Here is a 20,382-nt window from a genome sequence, read left to right on the forward strand (position 1 = left end):
GCGACCTGACCTGTCAGCCGACGCCGCGCGACCGGACCGCCCGTTATTTGACGCCGAGCAGCCGGTAGGCCAGCCACACCACACCCACCGCGGTCCCGATCATGAACATCGTGCCGCTGACGTCGTAGAACTGGGTCAGGAACGCGTCCAGCCCCGGATTCGCCCCCACCCGCAGCCCGCCGATGAGCGCCCCGCCCACCGTGTGGCCGAACACCGGGCCGCCGGCTCCGACGACCTTGTCACGCAGGTTCCAGGTCTCGCTGAACAGCACGATCGTGACGCCGACCGCCCACGCCACCAGCGGGACCGGGAAGATCGCCACCAGCGGCAGATCGAACGGCACCAGCAGCGCCGCCACCACAAGGATCACGATCGCGGCGGTGTCGCGCGGGTGCTCCTTGACCACCGTCCTGGCGTCCCTGCCGCCGGTGGCCATCGGGTTGGCGCCGGACATGGCCGCCCGGCGCAACCCCGCGAACGGCAGCCCCCGGCCGGCCTGCCTGTCGAGCCGCTCCTGCGCGATCTTGCGGTACGCCTGCACGCCCGGCGGCGTGTCGCGGTCATCGACGATCGCCGGGAACCGCAACGTGGCACCCGGTCCCGCCCCCGTGCCCCCGGACTCGCCCGGCGCCCCGTCACCACCACCGGACCGGCCCGCCGGGGGTGCCGGGTCGCGTCCCGTGCGAGCCCCGGTGGCGCCGGCCTCGGCCAGCCGCCGCAGCTCGCGCTCCACCAGTGCCACCGGATCCCCGAACCTGGCCAGCACCTTCGACACCTCGCGGGCGTTCTGGCTGCCCTGGCGCTCGACCTCGATCCTGGCCCGCAGCCGTTTGACGAAGTCGAGCCGCTGGTCGGCCCTGAGCACGCCGTGAGCCGCGTCCGCCGCCTTGGAGACGTAGTTCAGCACGAGTTGGTCCGCGCGCTCTATCACGTCAAGCAATGCTGCCTCAATCAGGTGGGACATACCATGGCATCGATGGAGTTCACGGAGTGGATCAGGGGGCGCACCGACGAACAGCTACGGGCGCTCGTCTCCGCGCGGCCCGAGTTGATCACTCCGGTGCCCGCGCATCTGGAGGGCCTGGCGTCGCGGGCGGGCAGCCCGTCGGCGGTCGGCAGGGTGCTCGACCGGCTCGACCGCTTCACGCTCGCCGTGGTCGAGACGCTGGCCGTGCGGGCCGGGCCGACGCCGAAGAAGGAGCTGCGCGACCTCGTCGCCGCCGCGATGCGGGGCGGCGACCTCGTCGCCGCCGCGATGCGGGGCGGCGGCCCCGAGCCCGCGCTGTCGGCGGCGCTCGACCGGCTGCGCGAGCTGGCGCTGGTCTACGGGCCGGACGACGCGCTCGACCTCGGCCCCGGCGTGCGCAAGGTGATCGAGGACCCGGCCGGGCTCGGGCCGAGGGCCGTGGACGTGTTCCGGCACCATCCGCCCGAGCAGCTCGACGAGATGGCCGACGACATCGCGCCCGGCACCCCCGGGTCGGGCAAGGAGCGGCTGGCGGCGGTGCTGGCCGACCCCGCCGCGCTCGTCGAGTCCGTCTCGCCGGAGGCCAGGGGGGCGCTCGACCAGCTCGTCTGGGGCCCGCCCACCGGCCGCGTGCCCAACGCCAGGCGCGAGGTACGCCTGGCCTCGGCCCGCTCGCCCATCGAGGAGCTGCTCGCCCGCGGGCTGCTGGCGGCCACCGGCGAGGAGAGCGTGACGTTGCCCCGCGAGGTCGGCCTCCACCTGCGCGGCGGCCGGGTGCACCGCGACCTGCCGGCCGTGCCGCCGCCGCTCGAAGGGACCGCGCGGGACCGCGAGCTGGCCGATCGTACGGCGGCCGGGCAGGCGTTCTCGTTCGTCAGGTCGGTCGAGGAGCTGTGCGAGCGGTGGAGCATCGATCCGCCGGGCGTGCTGCGTACCGGCGGGCTGGGCGTGCGCGACCTCAAGCGCTCGGCGACCGAGCTGGACCTGCCCGAGTGGGTGGCGGCGCTGGTCATCGAGATGGCGCACGCGGCCGGGCTGGTCGCGGCGGGCGGCGGCGTGGACGGCGAGTGGCTGCCCACCTCCGCCTACGACCTGTGGCGGGTCAGGGGCACCGCCGACCGTTGGGTGACGCTGGCGGCCACGTGGCTGCAGACGGACCGGGTGCCGGGGCTGGTCGGCGAGCGCGACGAGCGGGACAGGCCGCTCAACGCCCTGCACACCGACCTGCGCCGGGCGTCCGCCGCCGGGGTGCGCGCGGCCACGCTGGGCGTGCTGGCCGCGGCGCCGGGCCTGGCGCCGACCCGCGACTCGGTGCTCCAGCGGCTGGCGTGGGAGCAGCCGCGCCGCCGCGGGCCGCTGCGCGAGCAGCTCACCGAGTTCGCGCTGCGCGAGGCCGAGCAGGTCGGCGTGACCGGGCTGGGCGCGCTGTCGGCGCACGGGCGGGCGCTGCTCGACGGCGCCGACCCCGCCGAGGCCCTCGCGCCGCTGCTGCCGGAGCCGGTCGATCACGTGCTGCTCCAGGCCGACCTCACCGCCGTCGCGCCGGGACCGCTCACGAGCGAGCTCAACCGCTGGATGACGCTCACCGCCGACGTCGAGTCGAAGGGCGGGGCCACGGTCTACCGGTTCAGCGAGGGCTCGATCCGGCGCGCGCTCGACGCGGGGCACAGTGGTGAGGAGCTGGTGACAATGCTGGGCCGGCACTCGGCCACGCCGGTGCCGCAGGCGCTGTCCTACCTGGTGACCGACGTGGCCCGGCGGCACGGCCGCATCCGCGTGGGCACCGCGAGCGCTTACATCCGCTGCGACGACCCCGCGCTGCTCGACCAGATCACCGCCGACCGCCGCTCCGCCGCGCTGCGGCTGCGCCGGCTCGCCCCGACCGTCATCGCCTCCCGGACGTCACGGGCGGCGCTGGTGGACTCGCTGCGGGCGATGGGCTACTCCCCGGTCGCCGAGTCGCTCGACGGCGACGTGATCATCTCCCAGCTCGAAAGCCGCCGTACGGAGGGCGTGGCGCCGGTCCGCACCGTGGCGTCGGCCAACGGGCTCGACCAGGAGGTGGCGGCGGCAGCCGTACGCGCGTTGCGGGCCGGTGACGCGGCGCACCTGGCGCGGCGCGAGCCCGTCGACGCCCCCAACGGTCAGGTGCCGCGCTCGCCCGCGACGGCCACGATCTCGGCCCTTCAGGACGCGATCAAACAGGGCGTACGCGTGTGGATCGGCTATCTCGACTCCCAGGGCAACGCGACCTCGCGCATCCTGGAGCCGGCCCGGATGGAGGGCGGCTACCTGACCGCCTACGACGAGACGCGGGCCGCCGTCCACCGTTTCGCCCTGCACCGCATCACCGGCGTGGCCGGACTCTGACCACCCGCGCTCAGCACCGCCGGGGCAGAACTCCGACCACGCGCATCACCAGCGTGGCAGGACCGTGATCACCCGCGCCGGCCTGGCCAGCAGGTCCAGCGACTGCCTGGCCACCGCCGCCGCGGGCCCGTCGCCGCCCGCCAGCCGCCGCAGGTGCCGGCTCGTGTCGGCCGGGTAGCGCACGGACAACCCGCCGCCCAGCGCCACGGCCGCCGTCGTGGCCACGACGTCCCCGGGGTCCGCCGCCCAGGCCAGCGCCAGGCGGAGCGCCTCGGGCGCCAGGGCGTCGTCGGCGCACATGTACGACAGCACGTGCGCCGCCGCCACCCGCTCCGGGGCCGTGCCCCGCGCCCACACCTCCAGGAACTCCTGCTGGGCCTCCTTGAAGGAGTGCGCCGCCAGCGACGCCACCCCCTGCGCGGCCCGTACCATGACCTCCGGTTCCTGCCCCGCCAGCGACCTGACCCAGTCCCGCAGCGGCTGCCACAGCCAGAACCCGTACCGGCGGACCAGCTCCGCCAGCACCTGGTCGCGATGGTGCGGCACCAGGAAGTCCGTCCCCGAGGCGTCGGCCAGCGGGCCGCGCGGCGGCCGCAACCCGGTCTCGGGGCAGAACCGTTCGAGCTCGGCGAGCCGGTCCTGGAAGCCGGGCCCCGGCGCGAACGCGAGCGCCGCCACCGCCAGCACGTCCCGCATGGGCGGCTTGGTGTCGAACCAGGCCGCCACCTCGTCCTCCACGAGGGCCGCCTGGCCGGCCAGGCGCACCACTTCAGCGGGCGTGCGCAGCGTCAGCGCCAGGTCCCTGGCCCGGGTGATCTCCTCCGGGCTCCGGCCCGCCCGCAGGTCGAACGTGCTCAGGCACAGGTCGAACAGCTCCCCCGTCTCGGGCGCGGTCCAGGGCTGCTCCACCTCGACCGCCTGCGAGGGAGCCCCGTTCCTGGTGATGACGAGGTAGGAGCCCGACTCGGCCAGCTTGCGCGCCAGGTCGACCAGCTCGGTCCTGTCGGTGCTCGTGGCGATCCAGTCGTGCAGCAGGTAGGCCCGGCCGGGTTCGTACTCGGTCTCGGACAGCAGCTCGCGGGCGGTGCCGGCCGGGGACAGGACGGTGATCGTGCCCTCCGCCAGTGACATGCGTGACAGCAGCGCGATGCCGCCTAATCGTTTGCCCGTCTCCTCCTCGCCCACGAGCACCAGCAGGTGGCGCGTGGTCAGCCGGCGCACCGCTTCGGGGAAGCAGGCGGGCTCCAGATAGGAACGCAGAAGGGTGTCGGCCTCGCGCCTGTCGAGGTCCCGGGTGACGGGGGTGGTCACCGCTCGCAGGTGGTCGTTGACTGTCATGAAGCTCTGACTGAGCGTTATGTTCTCGAGGTCAATCCCGCCCGGCTCAGGCGTGTGGGTCACGAAAGTCACCTCGGACTTGACGAAGAAGGTTTCCTACCGAAAATGCCCTAGCCCAACAAATTTCTTCGATTTAACACCGCGATATCACACAGCGTCACCACGCCGCTCTGACCAGGGCCTTTGCGGGATAGTCGGCACGTGGCCCACTGATGCGGACACGTCGATCATGCCCTCCGCTGGTCTCGGCAGGTCGCACGGCGGTTAGACCTCCTTACCTTTACACGATCTAGGCCGACAAGAAAACAGGAATGGCCTCAGAAGCAGATTTCTGCACATTTACGGGGAGTAAGGGTCGTGTCCACAATGGCGGTCAAGTCGGAGTGGGGTTGACGACGCGTACGCGGTCGCATCAGTTTGGGCATGTGACCGAGCAAAACGCTGGGCCGATTGGCCGAGGAGTCGTGGAGCCGTTTCGACGACCACGAGTCGGTGTACTACGAAGGGGTCTGGCACCGCAGTCACGCGCTCGCCGAACGGGCGCGCCGGATGTGCGGCGGGGAGTTGCGTACCGGGGACATCGGGTGCGTGGACGACGACGGCTACCTCTACGTCGTGGACAGGAAGAAGGATCTGATCATCCGCGGCGGCTTCAACGTCTTCCCGCGCGACGTCGAGGACGCGCTCAACCAGCATCCCGACGTGGTGATGAGCGGTGTCGTGGGCCGCCCAGACCCGCGCCTCGGAGCGGAGGTCGTGGCGTTCGTGCAGCTCGGAAAGGGTGCGGCGGCCGACGCCGAGGAGCTGATCGAGTGGACCCGCGACCGGGTGGGGCGGGTGAAGTATCCGCGCGAGGTGAGGTTCGTGGACTCGGTGCCGGTGACGAGCGTGCTCAAGCTCGACCGGAAGGCGCTGCGGGCCAGGCTCGGCTGAGGTCCGGGCGGGTCTAGGGTGAGATCACGCTCCACGTCAGGCGCGTGCCGATTCCGTGATAAGTGTTGACCTGTCTGGAGGTGAACGTGAGTCAGGAAGATCCGTCGGACTACCCGTATCAGCCTTATGGCGCTCCCTACGGCCAGCAGCCGCCCCCGCAATACGGCTACGGTTACGGCTACCCGCCGCCCCCGCGCGACGAGGGACCGAACGCCAACGCGATCGTCTCGCTCGTGCTCAACCTCCTCGCGCTCGTGTCCTGCTGCAACGTACTGGGGCTGCCGGGGGCCATCCTGGCCGGCCTGGCGCTCGGCAGGGTCCGCAGGGAGCCGCAGGCCGCCCGCACGATGCTGGTGTGGAGCTGGGTCCTGTTCGGGCTCGGCTTCGCGTTGACGATCGGCGGTTTCCTCTTCCTGGGCCTGAACGGCTACCTGGACGACTAGCACCGGGCGGCTGGGGCCGCTGATCGCCGTGGGATTGCCGGACTAATCCGGGCGCTCCGGTTGTTGGTGTACCGGAGCGGCAGAGCCGGGATCAGGAGACGATGGTCCTGTTGAGCCCAAGCCCCGAAACCCCATGGAGACACCCCTGTGAGCGACGGACCTCTGATCGTTCAGTCGGACAAGACGTTGCTGCTCGAAGTCGACCATGAGCAGGCCGACGCGTGCCGTAAGGCGATCGCGCCGTTCGCCGAGCTCGAACGCGCTCCGGAGCACGTGCACACCTACCGCGTCACCCCGCTGGCGCTGTGGAACGCCCGCGCCGCGGGACACGACGCCGAGCAGGTCATCGACGCGCTGATCGGCTTCAGCCGCTACCCGGTGCCGCACGCGCTGCTGGTGGACATCGCCGAGACCATGGCGCGCTACGGGCGGCTGCGGCTGGAGAAGGACCCGGTCAACGGCCTGGTGCTGACCTCCACCGACCGTGCGGTGCTCGAAGAGGTGCTGCGCTCCAAGAAGATCCAGCCGATGCTGGGCGACCGGATCGGCGCCGACTCGGTCGTCGTGCACCCGAGCGACCGGGGCAACGTCAAGCAGGCCCTGCTCAAGCTGGGCTGGCCGGCCGAGGACCTGGCCGGCTACGTGGACGGCGAGCACCACCCCATCAAGCTGCTGCAGGATGGGTGGGCGCTGCGCCAGTACCAGCAGGACGCGGCCGAGGCGTTCTGGCACGGCGGCTCGGGCGTGGTCGTGCTGCCGTGCGGCGCGGGCAAGACCATCGTCGGCGCGGCGGCCATGGCGCACGCGCAGGCCACCACGCTGATCCTGGTGACCAACACCGTCTCCGCCCACCAGTGGAAGACCGAGCTGCTCAAGCGCACGTCGCTGACCGAGGACGAGATCGGCGAATACTCCGGCTCGAAGAAGGAGATCCGCCCGGTCACCATCGCCACATACCAGGTGATGACCACCCGGCGCAAAGGTGTCTACAGCCATCTGGAGCTGTTCGACGCCCGCGACTGGGGCCTGATCGTCTACGACGAGGTGCACCTGCTGCCCGCGCCGATCTTCCGGATGACGGCCGACCTGCAGGCCCGCCGGCGCGTCGGGCTGACCGCGACGCTGGTGCGCGAGGACGGGCGCGAGGGCGACGTGTTCTCGCTGATCGGTCCCAAGCGCTATGACGCGCCGTGGAAGGAGATGGAGAACCAGGGCTGGATCGCACCCGCCGACTGCGTCGAAGTACGCGTCACGCTGACGGACGAGGAGCGGCTGGCGTACGCGATGGCCGAGTCCGAGGAGCGCTACCGCTACTGCGCCACCACGCCGTCGAAGACCCGCGTGACCGAGGCCCTGGTGCGCCGGCACCTGGGCGAGCAGGTGCTGGTCATCGGCCAGTACATCGACCAGCTCGACGAGCTCGGCGAGCACCTCAACGCGCCGGTCATCAAGGGCGAGACCAGGATCAAGGAGCGCGAGCGGCTCTTCCAGGCCTTCCGCGACAAGGAGATCCAGGTGCTGGTGGTGTCGAAGGTGGCCAACTTCTCCATCGACCTGCCGGAGGCGGCCGTCGCGATCCAGGTGTCGGGCACGTTCGGCTCGCGCCAGGAGGAGGCGCAGCGGCTCGGGCGGGTGCTGCGGCCCAAGGCGGACGGCGGGGGCGCCCGCTTCTACACGGTGGTCAGCAGGGACACGGTCGACCAGGAGTTCGCGGCGCACCGGCAGCGGTTCCTGGCCGAGCAGGGGTACGCATACCAGATCATCGACGCCGACGACGTGCTGGGCGGGGTGTAATGCCCAGCCGCTCGGGTGAGCGGCCAGGCATCAGCGTGGTGTCACGTCCACGAAACTCCGCGGGCCGAAGACATCGAACCACCCCCCTCACCTGCGTACTATCACGCCGCCTGCGACATACCCTCATGATCCGGCAAACCCACCTGATATGCCCGATTTTTTCGGTATTCCCCGGTTGATCAACTCGCCGTCACGCCGCCCACGAACAGCACGCCCTCGGCCAGGATCCAGGACGCCACTCCGGCGCCCATGAAGCGGGTGAACACCCGCTGGTCGCGCCTCGACCGCGGGATGAGCCAGGCGGCCGCCGTGCAGCAGGCGGCCAGCGCGGCGAACAGTCCCGACACCGCGGAGACCCTGCCGAGCCGCTGGGAGCACGTCGAAGCGGACTCACCGCCCGCACAGAACGCCTCCAGCCCCCATCCGGCGAACACCGACAGCCCCCACAGCGCCGCGAGCAGGAAGCTCGCGATCGTGGGAAGGATCGGAGACACCCGCAGCCGAACCCGCGCCATCACCTGTCCGTACCCACGTAAATGCTTTGGTAGGCCACGGGGACCGCTACTAAACTGGTCGATTCGCTGCCTTGACCACCTCTGTCTACCGACCCGGGAGGCGATTCCGCATGCCCGCACACCAACTGGCCCCCGACATACCCTCCGACGTCCTCGCCGCCGAGCAGGCCCACCTGGCCGAGTCCAGGGCCGCGCTCAAAGCCATGCGAGCCCACGCCCAGTCACTGTCCGCGGACGCGGCGGGCGACTGGGTCTCGCAGCAGGTCCTGCAGTCCCTGCTCGACCAGCGGGTGGCCGCGCTGGCCGACCACCCGGACACGCCGCTGTTCTTCGGCCGCCTCGACCGTGACGCCCCCGAGCAGACGAGCACGCCCCAGGAAGGCGACGAGGAGCCGGCCGAGCTGCCCGGCACCATCTACGTCGGCCGCCGCCACGTACACGACGGCAACAGCCGGCCGCTGGTCATCGACTGGCGCGCGCCGGTGTCCCGCGCCTTCTACCAGGCCAGCCCGTCCGAGCCGATGGGGCTGGCGCTGCGGCGCCGCTTCGGCTACCACGGCGGCGTGCTCACCGCGTTCGAGGACGAGCCGCTCGGCCAGGGCGGCGAGATCGGCCCGTCCAAGATCCTCACCGAGGAGATCGAACGCCCCCGCACCGGCCCGATGCGCGACATCGTCGCCACCATCCAGCCGGACCAGGACGAGATCGTACGTTCGACGCTGGCCCATACCGTGTGCGTGCAGGGCGCGCCGGGCACCGGGAAGACGGCCGTCGGCCTGCACCGGGCCGCCTACCTGCTGTTCACCCACCGCGAGCGGCTGTCCAGGTCCGGCGTCATGATCGTCGGCCCCAACCGCGCCTTCCTGTCCTACATCTCCTCGGTCCTGCCCGCGCTCGGCGAGATCAAGGTCGACCAGACCACCATGGCGGGGCTGCTCGGCGACCACGACACCACCGAGGACCCGATGGTCGCGGCGGTGAAGGGCGACGCCAGGCTGGCGGCGGTCCTCGAACGCGCACTCTGGCTGCACATCGTGAAGCCGGAGGAGGGGGTGGTCTACACCCAGGGCGCCTACCGCTACCGGGTGGCCGACTACGAAGTACGCGAGATCGTGGCCTCGTTGCGCGGCACCACGCGGTACAACCCGGGGCGGGCGGCGCTGGCCCAGCGCCTGGCCCACCTGGTGCTGGTACGCATGGAGGAGCGCGGCGGGTCGCCGGACGACCGGGTCCAGGACGCCGTGGCCCGCTCGAAGCCCGTACGGCAACTGGTGGACGCGGTCTGGCCGAAGCTGACGCCGGAACAGGTGCTGTTCCGCCTGCTCTCCGACCCGGAATTTCTCGCCAAAGCCTCTAAATCCGATTTGTCGCCTGACGAGCGAGAAATGCTGATCTGGCGGAAGCCGTACCGGGGCTGGAAGTCCGCCAGGTGGAGCCCCGCGGACGCCGCGCTCCTCGACGAGCTCCGCGACCTCATGGATCGCACCCCCTCCCTGGGCCACCTGGTGGTGGACGAGGCCCAGGACCTCTCCGAGATGCAGTTGCGGGCCCTCGGCCGCCGCTGCCGCAACGGCTCGGCCACCGTGCTGGGCGACCTGGCCCAGGGCACGACCCCGTGGTCGACCACCTCGTGGGAGTCGGTGCTGGGGCACCTCGGCCAGGCCGAGGGCAAGGTGACGGAGCTGACGCTCGGCTTCCGCGTACCGCGGGAGGTCCTCGACTACGCGGCCCGGCTCCTCCCCTCGATCGCCCCCGATCTCGCCGCCCCCCGCTCCCTCCGTCCCGGGGCCGGCTCCCTCACGATCCGCCCCGGCGGCGCGGTCGCCGAGGCCGCCGAGGAGAACCTGGCCAAGGAGGGCTCGATCGGCATCATCGCCCCCGACGCGATGGTCACCGCGATCTCCCAGGCCCTGGCCGGCCTCCCGCACGCGATCCTGGACCCCGACTCGGCGGACGAGCACCGCCTGCTCATCGTCCCGGCCACCCTGGCCAAGGGCCTGGAGTACGACCACGTGATCGTGGTGGAGCCCGCCGACATCGTCGAGGCCGAGCCGAGGGGCCTGGCCCGCCTGTACGTGGTGCTGACCCGAGCGGTGACCTCCCTGACGGTCCTCCACGACAAGCCCCTGCCACCCGAGCTGGCCACTATGTGACCGGCGGGAGCAAGCGGGCACCCTGATCGGCACGGGGCACGGCCACTCCTAGGATGGCCAGCAGAAAGCTCTCAACTAGGAGGATGCCGTGCCCGCACCACTGCCACACGAACACCTGCCGTCCGTCCCCGCGCTCGTGGTCGAGAGCGACGACATCCAGCACGAGGAGCGGCTGAGCGAGCGCCACGTCTTCAACGACTGGGGCATGCGGGGCGAGAACCTCTCCCCCAACCTGCGCTGGTCGAGCGCCCCGGCCGAAACCCGTGGCTACGCCGTCACCTGCTACGACCCCGACGCCCCCACGGGCAGCGGCTTCTGGCACTGGGTCCTGTTCGACCTGCCCGCCTCGGTGACGGAGCTGCCGACGGCCGCCGGCACGGCCCCTGACTTCAAGGGCCTGCCGGAGGGCGCCGTCCACGCCCGCAACGACTACGGGATCAAGGCCTACGGCGGCTCGGCCCCGCCCCCCGGCGACCCGCACCGCTACGTCTTCACGGTGCACGCCCTGGGCGTGGACAAGCTGGGCATCGACAGCGACGCGAGCCCGGCGGTGGTGGGCTTCAACATCACCGCCAACACCCTGGCCCGCGGCCACGTCATCGCCTACTACGGCGTCTGAAGCCGGCCCGGACCGCAGGCGGTCTCCCCTGAGCGCATCACCGCGATCCTGCGTTCCGTGTCGCTCGGCGGGCAGAGCCTGACGATCACTCCCGACGAGGGGTTCGCCCAAGGTATCCAGATCGGCGCTCATCACAAGGAGCACGCCGAATACATCGGAGCCACCGCTCGGGCGCGCCGCCGTGCCCTACGTCTGGCGGAATGTGACGCCAAGCTGGCTGAGCACAGAGCGGCTACGACGCTGCCGTGGCCGCGTGCGGCGCGACCGAGCGGGCCCTGGGCAGGGCCGGAGCCGAGCACGCGCTCGACCCCGAGCAGGTCGAAGAGGCGCTGACGAGCAGACGGAGTCCTCGGCCGAGAGACGGTGATTCCGCATCCCCCGTGAGAGCTACCGGAATCGTCCACCCAATGGCGATTCGCCAACCTTTGCCGAACTCGTAGCGTTTTCGCTGGTCGCCGACCGTACACCGACTCAACGGAGGTCACCATGAGCCCGAGCGACACTCCGCACCACGCGCCGCAGGAACATGCGGCCGTCCCGGCTCGGGCGGCGTGCGCGTCGACGGCGGGCACAGTACCCCTGGCTGGACCCCGATTGGGGCGTAGGCGGGAACGACGGGGAGGCGCTCCGGCTGGTGTGCTGATCACTGTCCACCAAGCACTCCCCAAGGGAAACACTGAAATGGCAGTCAACAGCCGGCCGGTTGCCGAGCAGGCTACGGGTCAGACCGGGCTTCAGAGCTTCATCCGCCGCCGTCCACTGATCAGCTTCTTCGTCCTGGCGAATCTGATGAGCTGGGTCGGCTGGTTGCCCTACGTCCTGTCGGCGAACGGCCTCGGGATCGTGGAGTTCTCCTTCCCCGCGGTGCTCGGCACCACGGGTGACCGACGGAAAGGTCCAGTTGCCGAGCCCGTCCAGGGTGACGCGCGTACGGGCGATCACGTCCCCCGGGCGAGCGGACCGCCTGGCGGCCGTCATCTCGCGTGTCTTCGCCTCCGAGGCGGCCGGCATCTCCACCTCCTCGCCCTCAGACCCTAGACGAAGTGGGTCCAATGTCCTGGGCCGGTGCTGGGTGTCCTCCATCGTGCTCTGTCTGGTGTGAGGACGCCGCCGGCCTCGCGGCGCGGACCGGGTCGGGATTCAGTCCGCACCGGAGACGAGCCCCACGCGGTAGGCGAGGACGACCGCCTGGACGCGGTCGCGCAGATGGAGTTTCGTCAGGATCCGTGACACGTAGGTTTTCACGGTCTCGGCGCTGATGAACAGCTTCTCGGCGATCTCCGCGTTCGACCGGCCCTCGGAGATCTGTTGGAGCACTTCGAGCTCGCGCGGGGTCAGCGCGCGTACGATCTCGTCCCTGGCCGGCTTGGAGGTGTCGGCGGGGCGGAGGCGGTCGGCGAAGTGGCCGATGAGGGTGCGGGTGACAGCGGGGGCCAGCAGGGACTCGCCACGTGCGATGGTCCGCACGCCGTTGACCAGCTCCGTCGGTGGCGTGTCCTTGAGCAGGAAGCCGCTGGCTCCGGCCTTGAGCGCTTCGTAGACGTACTCATCGACGTTGAAGGTGGTGACGACCAGCACCTTCGCCGGAGTGGCGCTGCCGGGACCGGCCAGTTGCCGGGTGGCCTCGATGCCGTCCAGGATGGGCATCCGGATGTCCATCACGATGACGTCCGGGCACAGCCGCCGCGCCGCCTCGACCGCCGCGCGGCCGTCCGCAGCCTCCCCGACCACGTCCATGTCGGGCTGGGCGGAGAAGATGGTGATGTAGCCGGCCCGCACCAGTTCCTGGTCCTCGCAGATGAGAACCTTGATCGGGTTGTCGGTCATGTCTCGCTCCCGGAGGGGATGAGGGCGCGGACGCTGAACCCGCCCTCGGGCAAGCCCGCGGCGACCAGTTCGCCGTCGAGCATGCGCAGCCGCTGGCGCAGCCCGTCCAGTCCTCGCCCGCCCGACGGCACGAGGGGCCCGGTCCCGGTGGGCTCGGCCTTGGGGGGCCCGGGCTCGACAGAGCCTGTCCCGCTGGGCCCGTCGTTGGTCACCTCGATGGCGATGCGGTCGGGGTGGCGGTGCACCGTGACCGTGGTGCGCCGCCCTGTCGCGTATTTCATCGCGTTGGTGAGCGCTTCCTGGACCACCCGGTAGGCGGCCAGCTCCACGTCCACATCCTGTGGCCGCTGCTCGCCGTGCTCGGCCAGTTCGACCGGCTGGCCGGACAGGCGAGCCTGTTCGACCAGGTCGGCGATCCTGCCCAGCGTGGGCGTGCGGTCCGCGGGGCCCGATTCTCCGGTCGCCTCCAGCACACCGAGCAGGTGCCGCAGCTCCCTCAGTGCCCGCCGCCCGGTGTCGCTGATGGCGGCCAGACCGGCCCCGGCGCTTTCCGGCGCCGTACCGACCATGAACTGTGCCGCGTCGGCCTGGACCACCATGGCGGTCACATGATGCGTGACCACGTCGTGCAAATCGCGGGCGATGCGTGCCCGCTCGACGGCCCTGGCCACGTCCGCGCTGAGCCGCCGGCGCTCGGCCTCCTCAGCCCGCCACCGGCGCATCCCCACGCCAGCCATCCAGATCACCACCAATGCTAGGTAGAACGCGAGAAAATCCTGGACTCGATTGGGCGACCCCAGGCCGTGCAGCACGACCGCCAGCACGGCATAGCCCGCGGTCGACACCGCGGCCAAGCCGCGACGGAACCGGACCTGATGAGCTCCGGCCGCGTACAGCGCCAGATAGAGCCCCACGCTGGCGAACGTCGGGGGATAGGACAGCGCCTGATCAACCGCGAAGGCGGTGCCGATGACCGCCAGACAGGCCGCGGGCCATCGGCCGCGCAGGGCCAGCGGTGCCGACTGCGCCAGGGTCAACGCCAGGGCCAGCGCGTCGGACGGGCGCCTGGGCAGGTCGCCGATCTGCGCTGAGATGGCGGACAGTGTCGGTACGAATGCCAGCAGCGTGAGCACTGCCGCCAGCGCGCCGTCCTTCGCGAAGGCGGGGCCGGCTCGCCACGAGTCCGACCAAGACCGGACAGAACGGGTGACCTTCGAGAGCATCGGGCAAGCCTAACGACGGCCACGACGCCTCCGCACCAGATGGCCGCTACGGCGGGCGAGAACGAGCATCGGCACGGCGAGCAGCACGCTCACCAGGACGGGCACGATCGACGCCTCCAGCCCGAAGCCGCCGCCAGTCAACGCCATAGGACCGGTCACTTCGACGACCAGCAGCCCAGGGGAGGCGTGGCCGGAGACCGGGATGCCGAGCAGCCCTTCGGCCACGTTCCAGGCGAAGTGCAGGCCCACGACGAACCAGATGCTGCGCCGCCAGAGGTAGGCGGCTCCGAGCAGAACGCCTGCCTCCAGCGCGATCGCCAGCGAGCTCCACAGCGTGGCACCCGGGTTGAACAGATGGATCGCGCCGAACAGCAGACCGGTGACCACCAGGGCCGCTCGGCTGCCGTACAACTGCTCGAGGCCCTGCAGGGCCAGGCCGCGGAACATCAGCTCCTCGGTGACGGCCGCGCCGGCCGTCGTCGCGGCCACCGTGAAGACGACCGGCAGGAAACTCTCCGACGACCAGGAGAACGAGTAGCCCCCGGCGACCGTGATCAGGAGCACCGAGGCGAGCACGAAGCCCAGACCGATCCCGGCGCCGTGCAACGCCTCCCGCCGCGCCCCACGCCAGGCGATCTCCGGCGTGGCCCGTCCGGCGACGAGGCGCATGACCGCCCAGTAGACGGCCACCGCGGCGACCGCCCCCACCACGGCCGGCACCGGTCCGCTCGAGGTCAGGGCCGACACCACACTGACTCCGAGCAGTCCGATCAGCCCCCAGACGAGGGGGGACCGGCCGATCCTCCGCATCCGACCGCCAGCAGGGGATGTCTGATGTGCGGCAACATCTTGCGTACTCATGGTGACCTCCGTTGACGTCCGGTGATGCCGGCGACGCAGCAGCAACGCTATGAGGGCGGCGCAAGACGGCGAATCACCAGTGAGTGGACAGTTTCCGGTAGCTCTCACGAGGGATCGAAGAACCGAGCAGCAGCGGAAGGTGGAATCCAGCGCGCGAAGCCCGCTACGCGCAGCCGGGTTCCAGCCTGTGCCGAGTTTCGCGGCCTGATAGCAGCCGTCGTCCACATCTCGTGGTTTGCCGGGCGGACGCCCCCGCCCGGCGGGTCACGGCTGGTGAGGGTGATCCGGCACGGTTCCTGTCCCCCGTGAGAACTACCGGGGATGTCCGTTCCAGTGGGATGGCACAGCCCGCTCCGCTCCGTAATCTGCCTTGCGCCGCAGCGAAATCACTGCGGAAATCCAGTCGAGAGGATCGCAGTCATGATGCCCAAGGACCATCCGGAAGGCACCCTCCCGCAGGCCGGCCCCTCCCCGCGCCGACGCCGGTTGCGCACGTTCCGGTTCCCCGTCCTGCTGGTCACGTTGTTCGGTGTGATGACAGCGATCGCCGGGATCAACCAACTCGTCTCGCCCCTCCCGATCCTCGCCCTGCTGGTAGGGGCCGGCCTGGCCGTCGTCGGTGTGGCCTGCTACCACTGGCTCTGCCGAACCGTCGAGCTCCGGCCGAGCATCCCCGAACTCGGTAAGACGGGCAGATGGTCCCACCTGTGGCGCGGCGCGCTGCTCGGGTTCGGCCTGTTCACCGCGTTGATGGTGCTGATCGCGATGTTCGGTGGCTGGCAGGAGGTGTCCTGGGGTTCCTTCGGCGGATCCCTCGGCACCGCCGGCATGATGGCGAGCGTCGCAGTGGCCGAGGAAGCCCTGTTCCGCGGGGTCCTGTTCCGCATCATGGAGGAACGCACCGGCACCGTGATCGCCCTGGTCGTCTCCACGCTGCTGTTCGGTGCGACGCACCTGGTCAACGTCAACGCCACGCTATGGGGCGCGCTCTCGATCGCCTTGACAGGCGGATTCATGATGACCGCCGCCTACATCACCACCCGCTCGCTGTGGCTGCCCATCGGCCTGCACTTCGCCTGGAACTTCACCCACGCCGGCATCTTCGGTGTCATGCTCTCCGGGTCGGACACGCCGCCTCACGGCCTGCTGAACGTCACCCTGTCCGGCCCGTCCGCAGTGACCGGGGGCATCTTCGGACCCGAGGCCAGCCTGCTCGCACTGCTGGTCTGCCTGGTGCCCACGATCCTCCTGCTGCGGAGGGCAGCCCGCACCGGCCAGATCCGTCGCCGCCCGCACCGCGCCAAGCCCACCGCCTGACCGCCGGGCATGGAGGAGCCGCCGCCGGCCTTCCTGGTACCGGCGGGCCCCAGGAAGGCCGGACGCCTGGTTGACACACCGCCCAGCCGCACCCTTGAAGCACGCGATTTCGAGAAAGCGAACGTTCTTATGGGCAAGCACGACGGCAAGAAGGTCGTGATCACAGGCGGTCGTAGCGGCTTCCGCGCCCTTCGTTCGAGCACCGGAGACCGCACTGTCCATACACCGGCCCCGCTACCACGTGCGGAACGCGCCTATGGGGGGAAGGTGTCGAAGTAGCCCGCGGGCCTTCAGGATGTCCAGCTTCATCTGCAGGGTGCCGGGGCGGCCGGCGACCTCGGTGCTCAGGTACAGCTTGCTGTACCGCCAGGTGCGCCGCCGGCCATCCTCCAGGCAGCGCAGCGGTGACAACGCCGGTCCGCGCGCTCGCGAGGGTTGAAAGGGTCCAGACCGGTGCCCGGTCGGGATGCGTGCACGAGGATTTGCGCGACGACGTCCGGCGGATGGCCTCCGGCCCGTCGGACGTGGCGGGGGCAACAGATCACACCGCTCGACATCGACCGCATTCCAGTCGGACTCCGGCGTCTTGGGACGCGCACCTCCTCGCCTGTACCAGGTCAGCGACTTGGTGGCGGCCACCAGCAGATACCGCTTGGCCTTCGCCGGCCCGACCCGGATCGGCGTCTCATCGCAGCACACCACGTGGGCGAGGGTGAGCAGGGTCCGGATGCGGGCGTTGGCCTTGGCCACCGCGCCGGCGGCCCGGCTGATCAGGCCGTGGACGAAACCGGGCGAGGGCTCGGCCCCGGTCAGCGAAGTGACCAGCTCAACGCAGCGGTGCACCGGGATCGCGTGGACCACCATGAGATAGACGCACCAGGCTTGCAGGTTGATCCCGAAGCTGACCGGCGCGGCGGGCACCCCGGCCGGACGCTCGGCGCAGTGCACCCTTCCGCACCGGCAGGCCACCGTGTGCAGGTTGAGCTGAAAGCGCCGGGCGCTCACCAGCGGAATCTCGATCTGCTGATGACGAGCCGTCACCCCCAGATCGGCCGCCTCGCCCAGGTCGGCCCCGCACGCACACGACCCTTGCGGGAAGTACTCAGTGATGTCCCCGGCAGCCACCCGATCCGACCAGGCCAACGCCGTCCCCTCGGCACCGGGCTGCTTGCCGGGCCCGCGCTTACCCGCCTGCCCGCTCTTCGCCGCACGCTTCTTAGGTGCAGTACGGCCCGGCAGGTCATCGACCGAGGGCGGCATCCCGGAATTGCCGCTGTTGCGCGAGATCAACCGTTCCAGGCGGGCCGCTCGCTCCCGCAACTCGGCGTTCTGCTTCTCCAGGATCGCCACGCGCTCGCGCAGGGCGGCGTTCTCCACCAAGAGGGCACGCGTCAGAGCAATCAACTCCTCGCGGGGCATCTCCTCCAGGCCTGACACCAGAAGATCACACCATCATCCGCCCGCTTGATCAAAGTCACGGACGGTAGCACACCTAGCCGGAAGGTCACACCCTGCGCACGGCCTGAATGTTTACGCGCTCAGGTGTACGGCGATGCCGGAATAGCGTCGCCCGGCCCCGGACTCACCCGCCCACCAGGTCGGCGTGAACGCGCAGGGAACGCCATCGCCTTCAGCCAAAACGCCAGCACATCCAGCTCACGTGGGCTGAGCCTAACCGTGGCCGGAGAAATGACTCCGCCGAATACGGTCATCGCCGCCAATCCGAGCCAACCGCCAAAACGCCCCCAGGCCCAAAAGGCCCCGCCCCCCAAAACACCCCACCACCCGAAAAGGGCGCCCCACCGACCTCGGCAGGGTGTCCGGAATCCGGCGTGGTGTGCGCGATCAGTTGCCCGCCGACGCGCCGGCACACGACGTGAGCTCCGGCATCAACACGTCCACCGGCGGCAGCCCCACGTGCGGGCTGGGCAGACAGAACGGCACCCGCAGCTTCTTCAGGACTTTGAAATCACTGCCGAAGGGGTTGATGATCTGCGACTCGGCGACCGTGGCGTCCGCGCGGCCGGGGGCGGCCAGGGCGGTGGCGGCGGCCAGGGCGAGGGCGGCGACGCCGAAAAAGCGCTTGGTGCGAGAGAACATGCAACTACTCCTCTTGCCTGAGAGGTTTGGCGGCAACCAGACTTCCTCACTCCAAGTAGCGGATCAATTCTGAAACGTAATACCTGGGAATCGAAACGAGGGCGGCCCGGAAATCCGGGCCGCCCTCGTTGGGAACGGCGAAGAAAAGACCTAGAAGTCCATGTCGCCGCCGCCACCCGGCATGGCCGGAGCGGCAGGGGTCTTCTCGGGCTTCTCGGCGATGACGGCCTCGGTGGTGAGGAACAGCGCCGCGATGGACGCGGCGTTCTGCAGCGCCGAACGCGTCACCTTGGCCGGGTCCAGGATGCCGGCGTCGAACATGTTGACATATTCGCCCGAAGCGGCATTCAGGCCCTCACCCGGGGTGAGGTTGCGCACCCGCTCCACCACGACGCCACCCTCGAGGCCGGCGTTGACGGCGATCTGCTTGAGCGGCTCCTCCAGAGCCTTCTTCACGATCGCCGCGCCCGTGGCCTCGTCGCCCGACAGCTCCAGCTTGTCGAACGCCTTGGCCCCGGCCTGCAGCAGCGCCACGCCACCACCGGGGACGATGCCCTCCTCGACGGCCGCCTGCGCGTTGCGCACGGCGTCCTCGATGCGGTGCTTGCGCTCCTTCAGCTCCACCTCGGTCGCGGCGCCGGCCTTGATCACGGCCACGCCGCCGGCCAGCTTGGCCAGCCGCTCCTGGAGCTTCTCCCGGTCGTAGTCGGAGTCGGTGCGCTCGATCTCGGCGCGGATCTCGTTGACCCGCCCGGAGATCTGCTCGGCGTCACCGGCGCCGTCCACGATCGTGGTCTCGTCCTTGGTCACGACCACCTTGCGGGCGCGGCCCAGCAGGTCGAGGGTGGCGGTCTCCAGCTTGAGGCCGACCTCCTCGGCGATGACCTGGCCACCGGTCAGGATCGCGATGTCGTTGAGCATGGCCTTGCGGCGGTCGCCGAAGCCCGGAGCCTTGACGGCCACCGAGCGGAACAGGCCACGGATCTTGTTGACGACCAGGGTGGCCAGCGCCTCGCCCTCGACGTCCTCAGCGATGATCAGCAGCGGCTTGCCGGCCTGCACGACCTTGTCGAGCAGCGGCAGCAGGTCCTTGTTGGCCGAGACCTTGCTGTTGACGATCAGGATGTACGGGTCCTCGAGCACGGCCTCCATGCGGTCCGAGTCGGTGACGAAGTACATCGACGTCATGCCCTTGTCGAAGCGCATGCCCTCGGTGAGCTCGAGCTCCAGGCCGAAGGTGTTGCTCTCCTCGACGGTGATGACGCCTTCCTGGCCGACCTTGTCCATCGCCTCGGCGATGAGCGAGCCGATCTCGGCGTCGGCGGCGGAGATGGAGGCGGTGGAGGCGATCTGCTCCTTGGTCTCCACGTCCCTGGCCAGCTTGGAAAGCTCCTCGCTGACCCGCTCGACGGCGGCCTCGATGCCCTTCTTCAGAGCCATCGGGTTGGCGCCGGCGGCCACGTTGCGCAGGCCCTCACGCACCAGCGCCTGGGCGAGCACGGTGGCGGTGGTGGTGCCGTCGCCGGCGACGTCGTCGGTCTTCTTGGCGACTTCCTTGACCAGCTCGGCGCCGATCTTCTCCCAAGGGTCCTCGAGCTCGATCTCCTTGGCGATCGAGACACCGTCGTTGGTGATCGTGGGGGCGCCCCACTTCTTCTCCAGCACGACGTTGCGGCCCTTGGGACCCAAGGTCACCTTGACGGCGTCGGCGAGCTGGTTCATACCGCGCTCGAGACCGCGCCGGGCGTCCTCGTCAAACGCGATCATCTTGGCTGCCATAAGGCTAGACCTCCCAGATGCAGGGTGGCTTGTCGTGGACCGAGCCGACGCCCGCGACGGCATGGGTCAGCATCTCCGTTCGGCAGACCCCATCGTCTCGATCCGAGTGTTGGCACTCTGCTGCACAGAGTGCCAACGAACTG

General features: G+C 70.3%; 16 protein-coding genes. 7 read left to right on the top strand and 9 right to left on the bottom strand.

All coding sequences use genetic code 11. The features are described 5' to 3' along the window. Positions 1-43: 43 nt before the first annotated feature. On the bottom strand, positions 44-931 hold the full coding sequence (locus ABGB18_RS37525) for a hypothetical protein (protein ID WP_347700421.1): 888 nt from the start codon (positions 929-931) through the stop codon (positions 44-46). 45 nt (positions 932-976) lie between these two features. Here ABGB18_RS37525 and ABGB18_RS37530 point away from each other — a divergent pair, with 45 nt between their 5' ends. Further along, positions 977-3,337, top strand: a complete 2,361-nt coding sequence (locus ABGB18_RS37530; protein ID WP_347700422.1) for a helicase C-terminal domain-containing protein — start codon at positions 977-979, stop codon at positions 3,335-3,337. Positions 3,338-3,382: 45 nt separating this feature from the next. Here ABGB18_RS37530 and ABGB18_RS37535 read toward each other — a convergent pair whose 3' ends face one another. Further along, positions 3,383-4,675 (bottom strand): hypothetical protein, encoded by a 1,293-nt coding sequence (locus ABGB18_RS37535; protein WP_347700423.1) that lies wholly within the window; start codon positions 4,673-4,675, stop codon positions 3,383-3,385. A gap of 450 nt (positions 4,676-5,125) precedes the next feature. On the opposite strand from ABGB18_RS37535, the gene ABGB18_RS37540 reads away from it, so the two are divergent. The 3 genes from ABGB18_RS37540 (at position 5,126) to ABGB18_RS37550 (ending at position 7,845) form a co-directional block, all read left to right on the top strand. Further along, a complete protein-coding gene (locus ABGB18_RS37540; RefSeq protein WP_347700424.1) occupies positions 5,126-5,608 on the top strand; it encodes a hypothetical protein in 483 nt (160 codons plus the stop codon). 86 nt (positions 5,609-5,694) lie between these two features. Further along, on the top strand, positions 5,695-6,051 hold the full coding sequence (locus ABGB18_RS37545) for a DUF4190 domain-containing protein (protein ID WP_347700425.1): 357 nt from the start codon (positions 5,695-5,697) through the stop codon (positions 6,049-6,051). 147 nt (positions 6,052-6,198) lie between these two features. Beyond that, complete coding sequence (locus ABGB18_RS37550; RefSeq protein WP_347700426.1) at positions 6,199-7,845, top strand: DNA repair helicase XPB; 1,647 nt, start codon at positions 6,199-6,201, stop codon at positions 7,843-7,845. 179 nt (positions 7,846-8,024) lie between these two features. Here the strand turns inward: ABGB18_RS37550 and ABGB18_RS37555 are convergent, their stop codons facing one another. Continuing rightward, positions 8,025-8,360, bottom strand: coding sequence for a hypothetical protein (locus ABGB18_RS37555; protein WP_347700427.1), 336 nt, complete (start codon positions 8,358-8,360; stop codon positions 8,025-8,027). Positions 8,361-8,470: 110 nt separating this feature from the next. Here ABGB18_RS37555 and ABGB18_RS37560 point away from each other — a divergent pair, with 110 nt between their 5' ends. Both ABGB18_RS37560 and ABGB18_RS37565 read left to right on the top strand, forming a co-directional pair. Beyond that, positions 8,471-10,513 carry an AAA family ATPase gene (locus tag ABGB18_RS37560; protein WP_347700428.1) on the top strand — a complete coding sequence of 681 codons (2,043 nt, stop codon included), beginning with the start codon at positions 8,471-8,473 and terminating at the stop codon, positions 10,511-10,513. Between the two features lie 88 nt (positions 10,514-10,601). Beyond that, entirely contained in the window at positions 10,602-11,132 is a 531-nt protein-coding gene (locus ABGB18_RS37565) for a YbhB/YbcL family Raf kinase inhibitor-like protein (RefSeq protein WP_347700429.1), read from the top strand. A 1,140-nt stretch (positions 11,133-12,272) separates the two neighbouring features. On the opposite strand, the gene ABGB18_RS37570 is transcribed toward ABGB18_RS37565, so the two are convergent. The 3 genes from ABGB18_RS37570 to ABGB18_RS37580 are packed head-to-tail and all read right to left on the bottom strand — an operon-like array spanning position 12,273 to position 14,992. Then, a complete protein-coding gene (locus ABGB18_RS37570) occupies positions 12,273-12,959 on the bottom strand; it encodes a response regulator transcription factor (protein ID WP_347700430.1) in 687 nt (228 codons plus the stop codon). After that, entirely contained in the window at positions 12,956-14,182 is a 1,227-nt protein-coding gene (locus tag ABGB18_RS37575; RefSeq protein WP_347700431.1) for a histidine kinase, read from the bottom strand. Before ABGB18_RS37575 ends, ABGB18_RS37570 begins: the two co-directional genes overlap by 4 nt. 9 nt (positions 14,183-14,191) lie before the next feature. Next, positions 14,192-14,992: a CPBP family intramembrane glutamic endopeptidase gene (locus ABGB18_RS37580; RefSeq protein ID WP_347700432.1), complete on the bottom strand. Its 801-nt coding sequence runs from the start codon at positions 14,990-14,992 to the stop codon at positions 14,192-14,194. Between the two features lie 471 nt (positions 14,993-15,463). Between ABGB18_RS37580 and ABGB18_RS37585 the strand changes: the two genes are divergently transcribed. Further along, entirely contained in the window at positions 15,464-16,360 is an 897-nt protein-coding gene (locus ABGB18_RS37585; protein ID WP_347700433.1) for a type II CAAX endopeptidase family protein, read from the top strand. Between the two features lie 234 nt (positions 16,361-16,594). On the opposite strand, the gene ABGB18_RS37590 is transcribed toward ABGB18_RS37585, so the two are convergent. From ABGB18_RS37590 to groL, 3 genes are all read right to left on the bottom strand, one after another. After that, positions 16,595-17,797, bottom strand: a complete 1,203-nt coding sequence (locus ABGB18_RS37590; RefSeq protein WP_347700434.1) for a transposase — start codon at positions 17,795-17,797, stop codon at positions 16,595-16,597. A gap of 408 nt (positions 17,798-18,205) precedes the next feature. Then, positions 18,206-18,460, bottom strand: a complete 255-nt coding sequence (locus ABGB18_RS37595) for a hypothetical protein (RefSeq protein WP_347700435.1) — start codon at positions 18,458-18,460, stop codon at positions 18,206-18,208. Positions 18,461-18,610: 150 nt separating this feature from the next. Continuing rightward, positions 18,611-20,239 carry a chaperonin GroEL gene (gene groL, locus ABGB18_RS37600; protein WP_347700436.1) on the bottom strand — a complete coding sequence of 543 codons (1,629 nt, stop codon included), beginning with the start codon at positions 20,237-20,239 and terminating at the stop codon, positions 18,611-18,613. Positions 20,240-20,382 lie beyond the last annotated feature (143 nt).

It is taken from the genome of Nonomuraea sp. B12E4, from assembly GCF_039871825.1.
GTDB lineage: Bacteria > Actinomycetota > Actinomycetes > Streptosporangiales > Streptosporangiaceae > Nonomuraea.

Bases quoted from the DNA above. Each gene is read 5' to 3' on its own strand.
- ABGB18_RS37560 (WP_347700428.1), top strand. From the start codon at position 8,471: ATGCCCGCACACCAACTGGCCCCCGACATACCCTCCGACGTCCTCGCC.
- ABGB18_RS37595 (WP_347700435.1), bottom strand. From the start codon at position 18,460: ATGTTCTCTCGCACCAAGCGCTTTTTCGGCGTCGCCGCCCTCGCCCTG.
- ABGB18_RS37570 (WP_347700430.1), bottom strand. From the start codon at position 12,959: ATGACCGACAACCCGATCAAGGTTCTCATCTGCGAGGACCAGGAACTG.
- ABGB18_RS37530 (WP_347700422.1), top strand. From the start codon at position 977: ATGGAGTTCACGGAGTGGATCAGGGGGCGCACCGACGAACAGCTACGG.
- ABGB18_RS37575 (WP_347700431.1), bottom strand. From the start codon at position 14,182: ATGCTCTCGAAGGTCACCCGTTCTGTCCGGTCTTGGTCGGACTCGTGG.
- groL (WP_347700436.1), bottom strand. From the start codon at position 20,239: ATGGCAGCCAAGATGATCGCGTTTGACGAGGACGCCCGGCGCGGTCTC.
- ABGB18_RS37535 (WP_347700423.1), bottom strand. From the start codon at position 4,675: ATGACAGTCAACGACCACCTGCGAGCGGTGACCACCCCCGTCACCCGG.
- ABGB18_RS37555 (WP_347700427.1), bottom strand. From the start codon at position 8,360: ATGGCGCGGGTTCGGCTGCGGGTGTCTCCGATCCTTCCCACGATCGCG.
- ABGB18_RS37580 (WP_347700432.1), bottom strand. From the start codon at position 14,992: ATGCGGAGGATCGGCCGGTCCCCCCTCGTCTGGGGGCTGATCGGACTG.
- ABGB18_RS37585 (WP_347700433.1), top strand. From the start codon at position 15,464: ATGATGCCCAAGGACCATCCGGAAGGCACCCTCCCGCAGGCCGGCCCC.